The organism is Rothia nasimurium, assembly GCF_928381705.1.
GTDB classification, from domain to species: Bacteria; Actinomycetota; Actinomycetes; order Actinomycetales; family Micrococcaceae; genus Rothia; species Rothia nasimurium_G.
Genome location: NZ_CAKMSR010000001.1, coordinates 72,485 through 90,292 on the forward strand (window position 1 = coordinate 72,485; position 17,808 = coordinate 90,292).

The 17,808-nt window shown below is 58.2% G+C and carries 21 protein-coding genes; 5 read left to right on the forward strand and 16 right to left on the reverse strand.

The genetic code is table 11. The features are described from left to right. Positions 1-2: 2 nt before the first annotated feature. The gene (locus L6762_RS00345) at positions 3-1,193 is read right to left on the reverse strand and encodes a restriction endonuclease subunit S (RefSeq protein ID WP_237184986.1); all 1,191 of its coding nucleotides are present in this window, start codon (positions 1,191-1,193) and stop codon (positions 3-5) included. Next, on the reverse strand, positions 1,193-3,790 hold the full coding sequence (locus L6762_RS00350; RefSeq protein WP_237184987.1) for a type I restriction-modification system subunit M: 2,598 nt from the start codon (positions 3,788-3,790) through the stop codon (positions 1,193-1,195). Before L6762_RS00350 ends, L6762_RS00345 begins: the two co-directional genes overlap by 1 nt. Positions 3,791-3,960: 170 nt before the next feature. Between L6762_RS00350 and L6762_RS00355 the strand changes: the two genes are divergently transcribed. Together L6762_RS00355 and L6762_RS00360 are read left to right on the forward strand one after the other, a co-directional pair. Beyond that, positions 3,961-4,215 (forward strand): type II toxin-antitoxin system Phd/YefM family antitoxin, encoded by a 255-nt coding sequence (locus tag L6762_RS00355; RefSeq protein ID WP_237184989.1) that lies wholly within the window; start codon positions 3,961-3,963, stop codon positions 4,213-4,215. A gap of 8 nt (positions 4,216-4,223) precedes the next feature. Continuing rightward, positions 4,224-4,481, forward strand: a complete 258-nt coding sequence (locus L6762_RS00360; protein ID WP_237184991.1) for a Txe/YoeB family addiction module toxin — start codon at positions 4,224-4,226, stop codon at positions 4,479-4,481. A 188-nt stretch (positions 4,482-4,669) separates the two neighbouring features. On the opposite strand, the gene L6762_RS00365 is transcribed toward L6762_RS00360, so the two are convergent. Continuing rightward, positions 4,670-4,897: a hypothetical protein gene (locus tag L6762_RS00365; protein ID WP_237184992.1), complete on the reverse strand. Its 228-nt coding sequence runs from the start codon at positions 4,895-4,897 to the stop codon at positions 4,670-4,672. 2 nt (positions 4,898-4,899) lie between these two features. Further along, the gene (locus L6762_RS00370) at positions 4,900-5,076 is read right to left on the reverse strand and encodes a hypothetical protein (RefSeq protein WP_237184993.1); all 177 of its coding nucleotides are present in this window, start codon (positions 5,074-5,076) and stop codon (positions 4,900-4,902) included. 106 nt (positions 5,077-5,182) lie between these two features. Between L6762_RS00370 and L6762_RS00375 the strand changes: the two genes are divergently transcribed. Both L6762_RS00375 and L6762_RS00380 read left to right on the forward strand, forming a co-directional pair. Then, entirely contained in the window at positions 5,183-6,448 is a 1,266-nt protein-coding gene (locus L6762_RS00375; RefSeq protein WP_237184994.1) for an AMP-binding protein, read from the forward strand. 90 nt (positions 6,449-6,538) lie between these two features. After that, positions 6,539-7,456 (forward strand): 1,4-dihydroxy-2-naphthoate polyprenyltransferase, encoded by a 918-nt coding sequence (locus L6762_RS00380; protein WP_237184996.1) that lies wholly within the window; start codon positions 6,539-6,541, stop codon positions 7,454-7,456. On the opposite strand, the gene L6762_RS00385 is transcribed toward L6762_RS00380, so the two are convergent. Then, on the reverse strand, positions 7,453-7,737 hold the full coding sequence (locus L6762_RS00385) for a DUF4229 domain-containing protein (protein ID WP_237184998.1): 285 nt from the start codon (positions 7,735-7,737) through the stop codon (positions 7,453-7,455). The genes L6762_RS00380 and L6762_RS00385 overlap by 4 nt on opposite strands. Before the next feature lie 117 nt (positions 7,738-7,854). Here L6762_RS00385 and L6762_RS00390 point away from each other — a divergent pair, with 117 nt between their 5' ends. Then, positions 7,855-8,289 (forward strand): PLD nuclease N-terminal domain-containing protein, encoded by a 435-nt coding sequence (locus L6762_RS00390; protein WP_237185000.1) that lies wholly within the window; start codon positions 7,855-7,857, stop codon positions 8,287-8,289. Here the strand turns inward: L6762_RS00390 and L6762_RS00395 are convergent. From L6762_RS00395 to L6762_RS00445, 11 genes are all read right to left on the reverse strand, one after another. Beyond that, positions 8,281-9,360 (reverse strand): hypothetical protein, encoded by a 1,080-nt coding sequence (locus L6762_RS00395; RefSeq protein WP_237185001.1) that lies wholly within the window; start codon positions 9,358-9,360, stop codon positions 8,281-8,283. The genes L6762_RS00390 and L6762_RS00395 overlap by 9 nt on opposite strands. A 37-nt stretch (positions 9,361-9,397) precedes the next feature. Beyond that, complete coding sequence (locus tag L6762_RS00400) at positions 9,398-9,715, reverse strand: PadR family transcriptional regulator (protein ID WP_237185002.1); 318 nt, start codon at positions 9,713-9,715, stop codon at positions 9,398-9,400. Between the two features lie 298 nt (positions 9,716-10,013). Further along, on the reverse strand, positions 10,014-11,105 hold the full coding sequence (gene ccsB, locus L6762_RS00405; protein WP_237185004.1) for a c-type cytochrome biogenesis protein CcsB: 1,092 nt from the start codon (positions 11,103-11,105) through the stop codon (positions 10,014-10,016). Positions 11,106-11,185: 80 nt separating this feature from the next. Then, on the reverse strand, positions 11,186-12,790 hold the full coding sequence (gene resB, locus L6762_RS00410; RefSeq protein ID WP_237185006.1) for a cytochrome c biogenesis protein ResB: 1,605 nt from the start codon (positions 12,788-12,790) through the stop codon (positions 11,186-11,188). A gap of 46 nt (positions 12,791-12,836) precedes the next feature. Next, positions 12,837-13,589, reverse strand: a complete 753-nt coding sequence (locus tag L6762_RS00415) for a cytochrome c biogenesis CcdA family protein (protein ID WP_237185008.1) — start codon at positions 13,587-13,589, stop codon at positions 12,837-12,839. Then, positions 13,582-14,190: a TlpA family protein disulfide reductase gene (locus L6762_RS00420; RefSeq protein WP_237185010.1), complete on the reverse strand. Its 609-nt coding sequence runs from the start codon at positions 14,188-14,190 to the stop codon at positions 13,582-13,584. The genes L6762_RS00415 and L6762_RS00420 overlap by 8 nt, the downstream gene beginning before the upstream one ends. Positions 14,191-14,239: 49 nt before the next feature. Then, positions 14,240-14,926, reverse strand: coding sequence for a histidine phosphatase family protein (locus tag L6762_RS00425; RefSeq protein ID WP_237185011.1), 687 nt, complete (start codon positions 14,924-14,926; stop codon positions 14,240-14,242). A 53-nt stretch (positions 14,927-14,979) separates the two neighbouring features. After that, positions 14,980-15,234: a glutaredoxin family protein gene (locus L6762_RS00430; RefSeq protein ID WP_237185013.1), complete on the reverse strand. Its 255-nt coding sequence runs from the start codon at positions 15,232-15,234 to the stop codon at positions 14,980-14,982. Between the two features lie 117 nt (positions 15,235-15,351). Then, entirely contained in the window at positions 15,352-15,450 is a 99-nt protein-coding gene (locus L6762_RS00435) for a 30S ribosomal protein bS22 (RefSeq protein WP_005504750.1), read from the reverse strand. 236 nt (positions 15,451-15,686) lie between these two features. Further along, on the reverse strand, positions 15,687-16,922 hold the full coding sequence (locus tag L6762_RS00440; protein ID WP_237185015.1) for a FadR/GntR family transcriptional regulator: 1,236 nt from the start codon (positions 16,920-16,922) through the stop codon (positions 15,687-15,689). Between the two features lie 46 nt (positions 16,923-16,968). Then, a complete protein-coding gene (locus L6762_RS00445) occupies positions 16,969-17,748 on the reverse strand; it encodes an ArsR/SmtB family transcription factor (protein WP_237185017.1) in 780 nt (259 codons plus the stop codon). Between the last annotated feature and the right edge of the window lie 60 nt (positions 17,749-17,808).

Sequence of the window (17,808 nt, forward strand, 5' to 3'; positions counted from 1 at the left end):
TCCTAAACGAACATCTTGGAGAGGAAAGCAGTTTTGAGCTGGGTGAGCTTGGCAAGCTTGGCTTCTTCGAGCTCAATGAGCTGGTCAAGCTGACGGAAGTAGGAGCCAATGGCAGCTTGTTCCGCAGAAGAAGGATAAAGAAAAGGATGCTTAGAAGTGACAGGCCAGTCAGCTCGAGGCATTTTAGATCCAGTTGTAATCTGGGTTACTTGCTTAAAAGAGGTTGATTGAATCATTGCAAAAAGAAATGAGGGAAGCAATTTTCCCCCCCTGAGCACCCAGAAATCACCTACAGCAATCCCTGTAAAATCAGCTAATATCCAGTTTCCCAGATATGGGCGAAGTTTTCCATAAATAATATCACCGGATTCAAACAATATTCCAACTTTTTGAGATTTTTTTGAGTAGATATTTTTATTCAGCCTCCCTGCATGAGAAATAATGTCCTCATATTCAACGCGAGGTAAAGAGTTGTCAAAACCCGCCTGAGTTTTGCGAGTAACTAAATTTTCAAGAGCATCTTCTTCCCAGTCACCCGTGAAACCCTCAAATCGGATCTCAGGTACGGACGCCCCGCCCTGCGGGAACATCTTGGCCAGCATGGACTGCTTTAGAAGAGTAAAATTTTTTACCCTTTCAGAAGTCATATCGATAATTTCGCTGAGTCTTCTAAAATAACTTCCTACGATATTTTGCTCTGTTCCTTGTGGTAGGGAAAGACCAATTTCCATTGCTTTTGACTTGGAGATATTGAAACGAGATATTCCCTGCGCCAAGAGAGTGAAATCCTTGCGAACGCTTGGACTTCTTAGAGCGTGAGCCAGAAAATTATTGTCAATTTTTATTTGTGGCCTAAACCCAAAGCAGAAACTATTCAGATAGGTTATCCCCCTAACCTCTTCAACAACGGAGGACATACCCACTTCTTCAGGGGTCTCAGAGGACACCGTGAATAAAACATCCCCACTTATAACTTGATTTTGGGATTTATCAATTTTTGTTTTTCCAACCATCGCCGGGTTTGATATAGGGTTAGAAAATACATTCATGTAAGTTATAAAATTTGCATCTCCATGCCCAAAATCTTCTTTTGTTTTCCCGGAAAGCCCTCCGTAGGTTTTTCCCATGGAGCCTAAAACGGGTTTTGGCCACTCGCCCTCGAACCCCTCAAAACGAATCTCTGGTGTCGCCATTAGTTCTTACTCCCAAACATGTCAGCTAGGGCGGCAATGCCCTGCATATCAGCGTCCGGCCCGGTCAGTTGGCCCATCAGGGTGGCCAGCTCAGCCTGGGTACTCGCAATCTGGGTGTTAACATCATCCAGAGTCGTAGCATACTTAGCTTCCAGAGCCTGCAGTGCGTCAATGAGCCGACCCACCACAATGCCGGGCACCGCAGAGAACTGCTCCACCATGCCTGTAATCCACTGGGCATGAAGCAGATCCATCACCTGCTCATCCGACAAGGCAGCAATAGCGACCACAGTCTTCCCCTCAAGCTCCCCCTCAGCAGCTTTCAAAGCCTTCACAATCTTCGCCTGCTCCCCCAGAGCCTTCGCAGCATTCAGCAAGACTTCTTCCAAAGAGCCTTCAGCGACCTCATCCTGGCTCTTCTCAATTACCTTTGCCTGCGCCTTTACCGCAGTCGCAGCAAAAGCATCCCCCTTAGCGTTCACCAGGGAAACGTCGCCCAGCTCATAGTCCTCTTCATCAACAGACTCAAACAGCTCAGCCAAACGAGCAGACAGCACAGCCTCTTTCTCACGAAGCTGCTCAATAGCTTCCAAATCATCAGCTAACAGAACCTTCTGCACCAGGGCAAAATCAAAGACCTTACCCAGCCAGCCGTCCTGCACCTCAACCTTCTGCTTGTTCTTAGTCTTCACCACCATGTTGGGCACGACCTCACGAGTAGCATCCCAGCCCTCGCGCTTAATAACCTCAAGGTCGTTCTCAATACCCGCCCAGGCATCCGCAAAATGCTGGTACACCTCATAGTCATCAATCAGAGGAACCCCTGCAAGACGGTTAAAAATATCAGCCCGAATATCAGCCTCAACAGTCAACAAATCAACTGCCTCAAAATTCTCAACCAAACGGGCATGCAAAGCAGTCTCAAAACCCTCAAAAGCACTAGCAAAGGCCTGGGTAAAACCAGCTACAGACTCGTGTGCTCGAACTGTTTCTGCCAACTCAACACCATCACGAACCTGGGAATGGGTGGGGCTCATCTGCTCAAAAATAGACTCACGGAGCCCGGGCAGGCTCTCCCAATAATCCTTGTAGCAATCTAGCTCGCGGTGCGGAATCCCGCCGAACATGGTCGAGAAAATATCAAAGTATTCAGCATCAGCAGATGAATCTACATAGCGAGGAATATTGAGGTTATAGTCGTTCTCACGAATCTCATCACGAGAGACCAGCCGCGAATACTTCTCAATATCACGGCGCTCAATGACCGTATCAACAATCTTGCGAACATCACGAGCACGAAGATCGTTCTTGGTTCCAACCTTCACAAAACCCTGAGAAGCATCAATAAACAGCACACCCGTATCGGCAGAACGCTGCTTCTTTAACACCATCACAATCGTCGAAATACCCGTGCCGAAGAAAATATTGGCAGGCAGACCAATCACAGCCTCAATATTGTTCTTCTCAATCAAATTACGGCGAATTTTTTCCTCTTCACCACCACGGAAGAGCACACCGTGGGGCAAAACAATCGTCATGATGCCATCATCTTTAAGGTGATACAGCTCGTGCAAGAGGAAGGCATAATCAGCCTTTGTCTCAGGGGCAAGACCATACCCCGCAAAACGCGGATCGCTCTGAGCCTGCTCCCGATCCCACTTCGCCGAATAGGGAGGGTTCGACACCACAGCATCCACCCGCAGCAGGTTGTAATTATTGTACTTATCGATCATCGGCCAGTCCTGATCCAAGGAATCACCACGACGGGTCACGATATTAGAAGCCTCCAGGCCACGCATCACCAGGTTCATGCGAGTGAGGTTATAAGCGTCCTGCTTCAGCTCCTGCGCATAGTAACGAATACGGCCCTCACGGCCCGAACGACGCTCAACAGCCTGACCGATATTGAGGAGCAGCGAACCAGAACCGGAGGTGGGGTCATAAATCTCAATCTCATCACGATCAGCCACATGATGAGCCACGATTTCAGCCATCGCCAAAGCCACCGCATGTGGAGTATAGAACTCCCCATTCTTCTTACCGGCGTTAGCTGCAAACTGACCAATCAAATACTCATAGACATACCCCAAAATGTCGTAGTCAGCGCCTGAGCCGGTCGGTACGTCCTTAATAACGTTCATAATCGCACGCAGCTTCTTTGCCTGCGCTGCCGCATTATCACCCAGCTTGCGGATGCTGGACATAAAAGAGGCAAAAATGCCCTTGTACAGGTGCTGATGTGCAGGGCTCACTGAAGCGTCAAAACACCGTAGTCCTTCAGTAATATCAGCAACGTCCAGGGTGGCCCGCTTAGACAGCCACGCCTCAAAGAGGTCATCGTGAGCGATGTAGTACCCAAGATTGTCACGTGCGATCTTAAAGTACAGATGAGAGTTAGCTTCCGATGCGTGAGTTAGTTCAACAGGCAAATCCTCCACAGGAACCCCATTGCTGATGAAATACTCGACCTCTTTATCAGAAAGATACTTATAAAAAAGAAACCCCAGGATGAAGTCCTTATAGTCATTGGCGTCCAAGCTACCGCGCATCTCATTCGCAGCACTCCAAATGCTATTCGCAAGCTGTCTCTTATCCATGGGGAGGCACTTTCATTAGTGGGGAAAAATAGTTGTTTCTTTCATCCTACTGGTCGTGTCTTGAACTCAAAAGCAAATCATTTCATCTACCGCTAGGCGGGTTGAATGGTTTCGATAGGGCTTGCCACCCCCACCCACTGCGAGTACAGTTTTCTGTACAGGAGGTTTTGATGAAAACTATGACCTACACCGAGTCCCGCGCCAATTACGCCCAAGTACTCGATATCGCAGTAGAAGACCTTGAAGAAGTCGTCATCACCAGGGCAGGGCACGAACCTGCCGTCATTCTTTCACTTGCCGAATACGAATCACTCAAAGAAACCGCTCACCTCTTACGTTCGCCTGCCAATGCCCGTAAGCTACTCGATGCAATCGACGAACTTGAAGCAGGTGGAGGCTCCAACCAGGCACTCCTCGAAGATTAGGCAACGGCGTGGAACTTATCTGGAGCAATCAGGCCTGGGAAGATTACCTGTGGTGGCAAAGGCAAGATCGCAAGGTTCTCAAAAGAATCAATACCCTACTCAAAGATATCCAACGCAACGGCAACGAAGGTATTGGCAAGCCAGAGGCCCTGCGCAACAACCTCTCCGGCTACTGGTCACGCAGAATTACTGAAGAACACCGACTGGTTTACAAAATCGTGGGCAACTCTGTGCGTATTGCTGCGGTGAGATACCACTACGAGTAGACGCAGCAGCCAGAAGAAAATAACTGAGTGCCCACCAAACTCGCGCCCTGCCCACGAAGGGCGTAGACAGTACGCGAGTCTGGTGGGCTTTCGCCGTCCGGGCACACAATGAGGACGCCCCGCCCCACCTTCTTCGCGAAAGGTGGGGCGGGGCGTCCTTGCGTTCGGTCTGGGGCTAGACTCCCCAGCTAGGCCTCAGGGCCTGCCATGCGCCGGGCAGCTTTGCGGTTGTCAATGGCGCGTTCTTCGAACTCCAGCTCGATAATGCGCAGCTTGTTCTTGCGGTGCCAGGTCAGCAGCACGTTGACCAGAAAGACCAAGAAAACCAGCATGAAGACCAGGTAGGCCAGTCCAATCACAGAAAGAACGGCCTCCCCAGTAGTGGGCACCAGCGGATTAGTAGCAAGTACAGTCATGGTTAGGCTCCCTTGTCGGTGTTACCTGTGGCATTCTCACCCAGGCCCAAGCGCTTACGAATCACTCGAATTTCGGTCTTATTTTTCTTATGGAACCCCAGGAGCACTACAAAAAAGAGCACCAGCAGGGCCAGATAAAGTAGCAGAATCGCGATTTCTGCACCGGTTACTTCAAGCATGGGATGGCTCCTATCTCGACCTTGAGAAGCAGAAGGTGTTACCTACAAGATTACCAAGTAGGCATACTATCTGGCAATAATCACCAGGCGTAGACTAAAAAGAGCCATGACACTAGATTCCCTTACCCCACTCCCCGCGCCTGCCCTGCCCGGGCCGGGCAGCGTCGTCCGCGTCGGAGCAGATCAGCCCACCAGCCCCACCCAGCAGGTCACCGAAGCCCTGTACACCTTCAGCACCTGCTTTACAGAGCTAGAGAGAGGGCAGGACGCACCCGCCCTGGTGGTCACAACCAGCGGCTCCACCGGTGCCCCCAAACAGACGGTGCTCTCTACCTCGGCTTTACGTGCGTCGGCTCAGGGTACAGAGGCAGCGACCGGGACAAGCAGCGCCCAGTGGCTCCTGGCCCTGCCCCTGCAGTACGTTGCCGGGGCGCAGGTGGTGGCGAGGTCTGCCCTGGCAGGTACCGTCCCCGTCCTGACCGATTCAGTCAGCGAGGGCACCCGCTTCACCGCCCAGGATTTCGTCAGCTCCGCCAAAAAACTCTCAGCCCCGCACCGGCTGGTCTCCCTGGTACCCACCCAGTTACACCGCCTGCTCGAAACCCCGGAGGGCGCCCTCCGCGAAGAAACCCTCGCGGCCCTGCGTTCTTTCTCCGCAATTCTGCTGGGCGGGGCACCGGCCAGCGCCGACCTCATCGCAAGCGCCCGCGATCTGGCACTGCCCGTAGTACGCACCTACGGGTCGGCTGAAACCGCCGGGGGCTGCGTCTACGAGGGCAAGCCGCTGGCGGGCGTCCGCGTGCAGATAGAAGCCGATGCCGCCGACCCACAAGCTCCTGGGCGTATCTGGCTGGGCGGGCCGACCATTGCCAGCGGCTACGCCAATGATCCTCAGCGCACCGCCGCCCACTTCTTTGTAGACGGTCAGGGAACCCGCTGGTACCGCACCGACGATCTGGGCACCCAAGACCTGCGCACCGGAGCCCTCACTGTAGCAGGTCGCGCCGACGACGTGCTCATTTCTGGCGGTATCAAAACCAGCGCGGCAGCCGTAGCTACCGCCCTCGAAAGTCACCCGGCTGTGCGTGAGGCCCTGGTGGCCGGGGTTCCAGATGCCCGCTGGGGTACCGCTATCGCCGCCGCCGTCACCCTGGTGGCGGGTAACAGCGCACACGCTTCTAAGCTTGCGAACGCCCTCCCCCAGCTGGTGGCAGAAAAGCTGGGGGCAGCGTCCGCCCCCAAACTCGTTAAGGTGCTCCCTGACATGCCGACTCTTCCCACCGGCAAGCCTGACCGGCAGGCCGTCCAGGCGCTCCTTGCCGAAGCCTGGAAAGCCCAGTCAGCAAATCGGGGTAGGTCACGCGGCCACTAGCGGGCGTCCACCGCTAAAAAGTGAGAGAATGGTGTGTATTTGTGGCGTAGCGACGCCACATCGAAACCTGGGTTGATAAGGAGCACAACAGTGGCAACGGTTGCACAGTGGATTGAAGGGGCGCGTCTGCGCACGCTCCCCTTGGCGGCAGCTCCTATCATTGCTGGTTCTGCGGCCGCCTACGAGGTGCACCAGTTCAAGCCCGGCCGCGCCCTACTGGCCTTCCTCGTGGCCTTCTTCTTGCAGGTGGGCGTCAACTACGCCAACGACTACTCCGATGGAATTAAGGGCACGGACGAGGTCCGCGTGGGCCCCCTGCGCCTGGTCGGCTCGGGCGTTGCCAAGCCCTCCCACGTGAAGATGGCGGCCTTTATTTGCTTCGGTCTGGCAGGTCTGAGCGGGCTGGCCCTGATTATGCTCTCGCAGCAGTGGTGGTTCCTGGCTATCGGTGCCTCGGCTGTGCTGGCGGCCTGGGGTTACACCGGCGGCAAGCACCCCTACGGTTACATGGGCCTGGGCGATATTTTCGTCTTTATCTACTTTGGCCTGGTCGCCACCCTCGGCACCATGTTTACCCAGAGCAACCAGCTGACTCTGAGCTCCTGGGTCTTCGCCGTCGCCCTGGGGCTTTTCTCCTGTGCCCTGCTGATGGCTAATAACGTACGCGATATTCCCACCGACATTGAGGCAGGTAAGAAAACCCTGGCTGTGCGCCTGGGCGACCGCGCTTCGCGCATCACCTACGCTGTAGAGATGGGCCTGGGTCTGGCCCTGACCGCCCTGCTGGTTCCGCAGAACCCCTGGTACGCCCTGGCCTTTATTCTGATTGGGCCGGTGGTGCACTCGGCTCTGGTGGTGCTCTCGGGTGCCCTGGGCCGCGACCTGATTCCGGTGCTCAAGCAGGCGGGCATTATTGCGCTGATTTACTCGCTTCTGGTGGCTCTCGCCGTGGTTCTGCACCCGCTCGAAATCTTTGCTGAGCGGGCTACCATCTTTACCGGCTATTAAAGACCCTGGCTACGTCGGGCCGCTTCGTCTAGCTCGTCTTCAAACGCCTGATTTTCATCTTCAACCCTTGTTTTCTTAGGCTTGTTCTTGCGGCGAATCATGCGGTTAAAGTCGGCCGCTGCAGCGTCGTGCAGGCGGGGAAAAGCTAGGTAGCAGATGGCGAAGCCAATGATGGCGCCGCAAATAATGGCCAGAATGAAGCCCACACCAAAGTAGTAGGAGGCGAAGAAGGCGGCAGCTGAGAACAGCAGGCGGAGCAGGGAGTACTTCAGAAAATTCACCCCCTCATTCTACCAACCTGCTGGTGCTGCCTAGAGGAGGCGGGCGCGTCCGCTCATCTAGCACGCTGTGAGCGCACAAAGAGGGGTGGGCGGGCCTGTTCATGGAAAAATGGGGGTATGGGTAGAGCTATTTTGATTATTGGCGGCGCCGCTCTTCTGCTGGGCGTGTGGATTTATTCGATTCTGGATGCCGCCCAGACCGACCGTTTGCGCGTTCGCACCCTGCCCAAGGGGGCCTGGCTTGCTGTGCTGGTGCTCTTTCCGTTGTTGGGGTCGGTGCTGTGGTTCTGGCTGGGGCGGCCGCGCGGGTCGCGCCACGGGTCTTTTGGGGCGCCTGTTGCCAAACCGCCGGTGGCTCCCGATGATGACCCTGAGTTTTTGAAGTTCCTTGAAGCCCGGGCCCGGCGCGAGCGCCAGGACGCCGAGTGGCAGCAGCGCAAGAACCGTAAGGACGCCGGTGGGCAGGGCCCTGCCCCTGGCAAGCAGGCTCCCGGGCAGGGCGACGAGGCTACCGGCCCCACGGACGATAAGGATCACCCAGCGTCAGAATGAGCTGGCCTGCGCTTTGGCCTGGCGGTAGGCCCGGTAGTGCCTTCTGGTTTCAAGTACACCCCCGATGACAATGACAACTAGGAGTGGCAGGCGCCAGGTCAAGCTAGCGTAGTCATCGGTCGTGTAAAGTCCGTAGCCCCATAGACCGAATATCGCGAGCATGAGTAGGGAGTGCAGGTAAAGCCGGTAGGGCCTGACCTTCTTTTGTTCTGAGAGGGAACGGGCATAGACTACCGGGTGGCCGAATTCTTCGAGGTAGCTACTACCGCTTTCGCGGGCATGTTCTTTGACCCTGGAAACTTCTTCCCGCACGCGAGCGTCTGAGATATCGCCGCGCCCCCTCAACTCCTGCTTGAATCGTGCAAGCCAGGTTTCATCGTCCTGGTAATCTTCTTCCTCATCTAGACCTGTAACCTGCGGGGGTGAGGGCAGCAGGAAGCCCGCAGCTGTTCCCAAAACACCCAGCCCCAGGGCAGCCACTAGGTGGGTCCAGCTGGGCAGGCGCTGGGTGAAAACCTCATAGGAGGCAAATAGACCAAGCCCGATAGCTGCTGAGCCGGCCAGAATAACGAGCGCTGTCAGAAGTACGGCAGCGGTAAAGCCAAATTTTTTACGGCTATGTTGAAAGGTAACGAGCTGAGCAAGAAAAAGCATGCCCAAGGCCCCGGGAAGAAGATAGAAGCCCAGCGGCTGGGAGCTCGGCCTATCGCTGGGTAGTACGCTGACCACCCAGAAAAGGATGCTAAAGAATGCCCCGGTGAAGAAACCTGCCACCATTACTTCTTTGAGGGCCCATGGCTCGTCTTCAGAAAAGGCCTGGGTTCCTTTTTCCCGCCAGGTAGTGATTTTTTCTGCGGCCCATTCCTGAGGGCTACCGTAGAGGTTCGTGGCGCTTTCGCCGCTTTCTGCGACCTGTCTAATGACGCGGTTGATGGCGCTTTCGCTGGTGACTGCTTTGACACCGTTTGTAGCGAGGGTCGCAAAGGCAGTTTGTACCCAGTCTGTGTCTGCCGGGTTGTCGCTGGCTTCTTCGATTGCGACGGTCAGGCGTTCGTAGGGGTTGTTTGCCATGTCTCCTCCTTGAGTCATATAGAAACGTCTGGTGGGTTTAGGCTCCGAGGGCGCTAGTGAGCCGGACCAGGGTAGCTCGTTCGTCGGCGAGCTGGCGGGCGCCTGCGTCCGTCAGCCGGTACTGGCGGCGGGCAGGCCCGCTCTCCCCTTCCGTCCAGCTGGTGGTGACGTACCCGGCTTCTTCGAGCTTGGAGAGGGCCGGGTAGAGGGAGCCGCCGCGCAGGCGTCCGTAGCCCATCTCTTCCAGGCGGGTAGCCAGGCCATAGCCGTGCAGGTTTTCTTGAGCCAGGCAGGCCAGGACGGCGGTGGGCAAGGTTGCCCGCACCAGGGCCGGCGGGTAGGTGGTGGGGTTCATGAGCACCTCCTTCTGTACCTAAGTACAACATATACCTAGATAGGTTTCAAGACTTTTGTCGATTATTACCGAACAACACCTACGCAGAAGCCCCCGCACACAATGTGCGGGGGCTTCTTTGAACCTGTGGGAGAACGCTTTGTAGAAAGTTGGTTAACCAAAGCAATTAGGCGACCCAGGCTCGCAGCGAAGCTGCTGGCGCGGGGCTGGCGTGAATCGCCCTTGTGAGCGCTAGCGAACCAGCGAGAGGGTCGGCAGCGAGCGCGAGCCTGGGGAGCCGTAATGAGGGGTATAAATCCTAGAGACCCGAGTAGGAGTGCAGGCCCGAGAAGTACACGTTGACTACGGTGAAGTTGAAGATGATGCAGAGGTAGCCTGCGATGGAGAGCCAGGCGCTGGGCGGGCCTGACCAGCCGCGGGTGGCGCGGGCGTGCAGGTAGGCGGCGTAGACGACCCAGATGATGAAGGTCCAGACTTCCTTGGTGTCCCAGCCCCAGTAGCGGCCCCAGGCTTTCTCGGCCCAGATGGCGCCGGCGCCCAGGGTGAAGGTCCACATGGCGAAGCCTACGGTGTTGAGGCGGAAGGAGAAGTTTTCGAGGGCGGTGGATGAGGGGATGAGTCGCATGAAGCCGAGGCGGGCTAGGGAGCTGTCGTTGCCTTCGATGATGTGGCGTTCGCGGGAGGTTTGTACCAGCTGCAGGATTGCCATGGCGAAGGTGATGGTGAAGATAGCTGAGGCGAGTACGGCAATGGATACGTGGATGACCAGCCAGTAGGACTGTAGGGCGGGCACCAGCTGGCCTACGGGGGTGGGGTAGGCGATGGTGGCTGCGGTCATCATGGTCAGGGCGAGGCCAGAGACCAGGGTGCCTACAAAGCGCAGGTCGCGGAAGATGAGGAAGCCCAGGTAGACCATGACCACGAGCAGGGCGCCGGTGGTGCAGAACTCGTACATGTTGCCCCAGGGCACGCGGTTGGCGGCGAAGGCGCGGGAGAGCACACCGGCTAGGTGGATGAGGCAGCCCAGGGCCAGGATGACCACGCCGGCGCGGGCGGCGGGGCGGCGTTCGCCGGTGCCGTAGCGCATTTCTGAGTCGGCAACGTGGCCAGAGATTTTAGCGGCAGCTGACCGCTTGTAGCCCATGCCGCGTTCGCCGGTGCCCTGTTCGGTGCCGCTAATGCGAGCTGAGCGGGCGTTTTTGACGCGGGCACCGGAACCTACGAGTTCCTTTTCAGTTTCGGGGGCCGTGGCAGCTTCAAGGCGCTTGGTGGTGCGGGAGTGGGCTGCGACGTCCCAGGCGAAGGCGACGAAGGCAACCATGTAGGTGATGGCTGCTAGGTACATGAAGAGTTCGCTCCAGCGGGCGAGCTCTATGTTGACTTCTGACATGGTGTTCTCAATTCACAGGTTGAGGTAGGGCGCGGACGCCGGTGCCCGGCCGGGTTGCCCCGGGGCGGGCGGTGGGTAGGTTAGGCTTCATCAAATTCTAGTCCCCACCGCTCTGCGAAGAGGTCGGTGAGTTTGTCGGCTTCGGTGGCGAGGCGGGGGTCTTCGCCGCGGGCCAGGAGGCCGTATTCGACGGTGAGTACGCGGTCTGACCCGGTGCCGCTTTCGGTGGCTCGTACCCAGACGCGGCGGCGGGCGACGAAGACCGAGATCAGCAGGCCGCCAAAGAGCAGGGTTGCTGAGACCAGGGCGATCGGACGGCCGGGGTCTGACCTGATCTCAATGCCAGCGTAGCGCTTAACACCCAGGAATTCGATAGTTCCGTGGCCATCGGGCAGGGTGGCGGTGTTGTTGCTGGCATCGAGCACAATACCGTTACCGGCGGCCATGGTGTTGAGCGGGGTCAGGCTATCAACGTCGAGTACGTACACGTTCTGGGGCACGCCGTTATCAAGCCCGAGGTCGCCCGCGTAGCTTTGGAGCACCAGCATGGGATTGAGCAGGTCTGAGTCGATAGAGGTGGGGGCGCTGCCGGTGGTGCGTTCGCCGGTGGGCAGGAACATGCCGACGAAGCCCAGCTGGTCGGGGTGGGCGTCCGGAACCTTCAGCACGATAGATGAGAGGTAGCTACGGCCCGAGGGTAGGCCCACCACGGGCCCCTCGTAGGCAACAGAGCCGTCAGTGTTGGTGATACGGACGACCGGCGAGTAACCGTTGCCCAGCAGGTAGATAGAGGTTCCCTCAAAGTAGATGGGTTCATTGACTCTGAGGGTCTGCTCGCGCTGTTCACCGTCTGCACTGGTGAGGGTGAAGTCAGCTTCGTAGTTGATATCTGAGCCGTAGGTGGGTGAGCCTTCCTGACGGTCGTATTCGACGGTCAGGTTGTTGAGGGTGGCTGAGTAGGGCACCAGCCAGTCGGGGTTGTAGTTGGTGCCGGGGCTGAAGGAGTCATAGGCAACCAGGGAGTTGACGAAGGTTTCGTCCTCGGTCACCACTCGCTGGCCGCTGTAGCCAAAGAGGGAGCCAAGCGCTACCGCAATCAGCACACCGATCATGGCCAGGTGGAAGAGGATGTTGCCCAGTTCGCGCAGGTAGCCGCGTTCGGCGGCAACGTTTACAACACCCGGGGCTTCTTCGCGCACCTCGATACGGTAGCGGCGATTTTTCAGGACGGCGGCGGCGTCCTCGATAGCGCGGGCGGCTGTTAATTCCCCGGTACCGGCGTCCACGGGGATGGTGAGGGTGCGGTGCTGGGGCAGGCGGGAGAAGTTCTTGGGGGTGCGGGCGGGCCCTGACCGCATGGCCTGATAGTGCTTGGTAGCGCGGGGAATGACGCAGCCAATCAGGGACACAAAAAGCAGAATATAGATAGCCGCAAACCAGACCGACGAGAAGACATCAAAGAGCTGGAGCTTATCAGCGATAGGGCCCCAGGTGGGGTGCACCTCAATGTAGTCGGCTACAGCGGCGGGGTCCTGAATACGCTGGGGAAAGACCGAACCGGGCACAGCGGCGACCGCCAGCATGAGCAGCAGGAAGAGAGCGGTATTCATCTTGGTCAGCTGCGTCCATGCCCAGCGGAGCATTTCCAGCGGGCCTAAGGCCGGGGCGTCCTGAGTCTCTGCCATGTTTTCCTTGCTATCTTCGGTTCGGTGCGTCAGTGTGGGGGTGTGTTTAGATGGGGAGTTCGTAGACCGGCATGCTGGCCTGGAACCAGGACATCAGCTGCGTCCAGAGGCCGGTCGCCAGAAGCAGGCCGATGATGATGAGCATGATGCCGCCCAGGCGCTGGAGTAGGAGTCGGTTTCGGCGGGCCCAGCCCATGGTGTTGACGCCGCGGGCAACGCCCAGCGCTACGAGCAGGAAGGGAATCCCTAGCCCCAAGCAGTAGGCCAGGGTCAGAAGCACCGCCTTGGTGTTATCGGAGCCCCCGGTGTAGACCAGGGTCTGCACGGCCGCGAAGGTCGGGCCGATACAGGGGGCCCAGCCCAGACCGAAGGTGATGCCCAGAATCGGGGCGCCCCAGAGGCCGGCCGGAGGTTTGGCTTCAATTTTGCGGTCGCGCTGGAAGAAGTCGAAGCGGCCCATGAAGACCAGACCCATGAGAATTACCAGCAGACCCAGCACCAGGTCTACCCAGCCCTGGCCGCGGAGCCAGGGGGCGGCTCCCAGCTGGGCCAGCACCACAGACATGAGCACAAAAATAAAGGAGAAGCCCAGCACGAAGAGGCCGATGCCGGTCACCATGCGCAGGTTGCGGCGGCGGGGGCTCATTTCCCCACCCGATAGACCCGTTACGTAGCCCAGGTAGCCGGGCACGAGCGGTAGCACGCAGGGTGAGGCAAAGGAGACGAGGCCCGCCAGTGCCGCAAGGGGCAGAGCGAGCCAGAGGGAGCCGTCAAGAACGATTTGACCGAAACTAGGCACTGACCTGGTCTTCGAGCAGGGTATTCAGCACAGACTTATCGATCTGCCCCAGGATGCGGGCAGCGACGCGCCCCTCAGCATCAAGGACGACGGTGGTCGGCACGGCCTGAGCCGGCACGTACTTGCTCATGGCAAGGAGCACCTTGCCGGTCACGTCCCGGAAGGAGGGGTAGGGCACCTCAAAGTTCTTTTCGAAGGCCTCAGCGGTACCCTTTTCATCGCGGACGTTGGCCCCGTAAAAGGCCACCTTCTCGCCGAAGCTTGCGTGCAGTTCGTTGAGCCAGGGGGCTTCAACACGGCAGGGGGCACAGCCGGCGTACCAGAAGTTGAGCAGCACGGGCTTACCGCGCAGGTCAGCGGCTGAGACGACGGTGCCGTCAAAGAGCTCACTTTCAAATTCAACGGGTTCGCCGCGCTCACCGGCGGCGTATTCGGTGACGCTACCGTCACCGGCAATGTAGCCCTTGGAGTCACCGGCATCTGCCTGGGCCGCTAGTGAATCCTGGCTTGAGGAACAGGCCGAGAGCAGACCAACAGTTCCCAGAGCGGCGATGCTCAGGGCCTGCTTGCGGCTCACACGGGTGGGGAAAGAAGTAGACATGAATTACAGGTCTTTCAGATCAGGTAGTGTGCGCTTGCAGTCGGTGTCATTATGACCCCGGTAACTGAATAACACCTGAATAGAGCTCGGCAGCAGGCTCAACATAGGAGAGTTTTGGCTTGCCAGGGGCAAAAATATTGGGGAAGGTAAAACTTGTAATGGAAGCTAAATTGCACTGGCGGCTGCGCGGATCATGCGGCAGCGCCCCACCCTCCACAGAGGTGCGGGCCATCCAGATGGGTAGCTGATGCGAGACAATAATTGCTTCAGCGCCGTCCCCGCCCTTTTCGTAGGCGGTGCGGGCGGCGTCCTTAATAGCCTCAGCCATACGCTCCACCTGGTCCCGGTAGGGTTCACCCCAGGACGGACGCAGGGGGTTAAGCAGGTGCTTCCAGTGGCGGGGGTTGTTCAAGAGCTCCTGCTTATTCACGTGCAGGCCCTCAAAATAGTTCCCGGCCTCAATCACGCGCTCATCGGGCTGGGCGACCAGGCCCAGCAGTTCCTCGATGGGGGCAGCCGACTCGCGGGTGCGGGTGAGCGGGGAGCAGACCAGGTGCACGATGTTGGCACCGGCGTCGGCACGGCGCTTGAACTCTTCAGCTGAAAGGCGCACCATCTTCTGCCCGGTCTCAGACAGGTGGTAGTTGGGCAGACGCCCATAGACGATACGGTCGGGGTTGTGTACCTCGCCGTGGCGCATCAGGTGAACGGTGACAGTTGCCGAAGAAGTATTCATATCTCTAGTCTCTCAAACCTAGTCAGTAAGCGCTAACCAGCAACCCCGCCGGTTTACTCCGCCAGTTTCTTCTCAATAATCTTCACCAGGCGCTTAGCATTGACCTGCCAGAAGTCCTTGACCTCGCCATCAACCCGCAGCACCGGGATCTCGGTGCGGTGACGCTCCAACAGGTCGGGGTGCTCTTCAACGTTGATTTCTGTGTAGGTCAGCCCGTAGCTGCCTGTCACCCGACCGGTCGTCTCCCGCGCAGCTTCGCACAGGTGGCAGCCGGGCTTAGTCAGCAGTTCAATCAGTGGTGTAGCCATCACACCACTCTAACCTGCCCCTCCCCTAGCAGGCGAGCGGGAGCGTCCGCGCCCAAGGTGCCGACAATACAGCGCGAGCCCCGCACCGAAACAGGTGCGGGGCTCGCGGTGAAGAATTTACTTCTTGTTGCGGCGCTGGTGGCGAGTCTTGCGAAGAAGCTTGCGGTGCTTCTTCTTAGACATACGCTTGCGGCGCTTCTTGATAACTGAACCCATTGGATTCACCTCACTTATTAAATAGTGGTCGATACCCGGCCGACAGCAACCACCCGGGGGCGGTAGGTCGGTAGCTATCCGGGCGCTATACCGGTATAAACGCTCCAAAGCACGCATAAAGGGCATAGCAATACCCTCGGCGTGAAAAAACGCTCTCTCCCAAGCCTACAGGCAAACAGGGCTTTTCGCCGACTGTTCACCGGCAAGTGAGAGCATTTTCTCGTTTTATCTACCCTCTAGCGGTCGCTAGTGGCGTACTCGTAGCCCTCGCGCAGGATAGCGGCCTCTTCTTCGGGATCCCCCTCCGTATCGGCGTCAAAGAGTTCTTCATCGGCTTCAGTATTGCCCTGAACGGGGACGCTTTTACGGAAACCAAAATATCCAACAACGTCAAAACGCTTTTTGGAGGGCTGATTTCTGTCGCCCTGCGGGGCTACGGCTTTAGCACCATCGCTGGCAGTTTCCTCCCTTGCGTCCTGCGACTCGGGGGCCTCGCTGGCCGTGGGCCCCTCGGGCTTCTTGGGGGCTGCTGCCCCGGGGTCAGGGCTGGCGGTAGCGCTAGCGGCGCGGACGACCGGGCTCACCGTTCCCCGCCTGCGGCGGGTTGCGCTCCCGGTAGGGGGCTGAACACTTGCAGGGGCGGCGCCCATAGGCTGGATGCTGGTGAGGGCTTCAAACAGATCAGGCTCAATGGGCCCGCCCCAGGTATCGGGCACCAGTTCCTGGGTCTCAACCTCGATGGGTTCAAGGTTGATGCTGCCCGCTTCCCTAGTCGGGGTCTCAAAATCAACCGGGTGCCCGGCCTCAGCAAAGCGCTCTTGTAGGTTGGCCTTAAGCAGGGCCTGGGCGAGGGCAGCGTCGCCAGATCGGGCAGCATCGACGATAGCCCGATACTCCATACGCAGGCGCGAGGCGGTAGCGCTCCATAGGGGAACTTGGCTGACCAGCTCGAAGCGGGCCTCAATCATGGCGTCACGCAGGGTCGCCAAGAGGGCAGAAATCAGGGCGTTGCCAGAGAGTCTTCCGAGTTGGATGTGGAAATCCGCTTCGAGCTCGTGAAAGTCGCTCAGGCTGGTAGCGTCGTCCTGCATGGCCTCCACGATGCGGTCTAGCTCTTCGAAGGCTGACTGGTCGTAGTCGGGCCCTGTGAGGGCGTGGTTTTCAAGCAGCAGGCAGGTTGCCAGCAAATCCTGGCGGGGCGAGAGGGAGCTGGCCAGATAGAGGCTGACGGCTGGCCCTGCCGAGGCCGCCGGTTCCCGCACCAGCTGGGCGATAATGCTCTTTTTCCGCCCCTCGTAGAGCCTGAGCACCCCGATTTCTTCGCAGTGCTTGAGGCTCTCCCGCATGTGGTTCTGACTGATACCCACCTCACGGGCCAGTACCCTGTCGTCGGGCAAGTTATCGCCCAGGTGCAGGGTCTGGTTAATCAGTTCGTTCTCGATCCAGTCGAGAAGCTGCTGATGGTGTGCCATACAGTCTTGTGGTGTCCTTTGAAACTAGCGGTTGGTGGGCAAGGGCCTAGCGGGAGCTGCGGCGACCCCAGCGGGTGAGCTTGGCCAGCAGGCCACGGTCGTCGCCCTCTTCACCACCGGCCTGCTTGTGGGCCTGCTTATGGGCCTGTTCATCACTTGCCTTGGCCGCTACCTCTTGGGCAATGACCTGCTCAGGGGTGGGTACTTTGAAGCTAATGGGCTCCTCATCTTTGGTGCCCAAGCTCAGGCTCTGTGCGAGCTGGCGTACTTGGTCGCTGACGGCGTCCTGCTCTACATTGGCAGGCGCCTGGTTCTCCACAGCCTCTTCGTCCACCCGGTTATCGAGCACGGGAGTAAAGGGGGTCAGGGGGGTGAAGGTAATACCCGCGGTGTTGGGGTGGGGCACGTCGACGGCCGGGGCGGACGCCTCCTCCTGCGCCTCGGGAACAGAGGTAGTTTCAGGCGCAGCAGGGTTTGCCTCAGGGGCAGGCTCGGGGCTCTCGTGAGCAACAGAGGTAGCCTCGGCGGCAGGTACTGCTTCGAGGGCGGGGGCGGTCTCGGCTGCGGGGGCAGCGAGCAGGCCGTCGACCCAGTCGGTGACGGTAGCTAGAGGCGCGGGGGTAAGGGAGTAGAAACGCTTCTGGCCTACGGCTTCGGTTTCGACCAGACCGGCGGTGCGTAGTACCTTGAGGTGCTTAGATACGGTGGGCTGGCTGACGCCCAGCTCCTCAACCAGTTCGCCAACGGCTAGTCGTTCGACGGCTAGTGCCTGGAGGATGTGTCGCCGCGTGGGGTCGGCGATAACAGCAAATACGTCGTCTTTCATACTGACATCTTTACACATATATACCCACAATTGCATGTTTGACCAGCAGAAATGGGGACA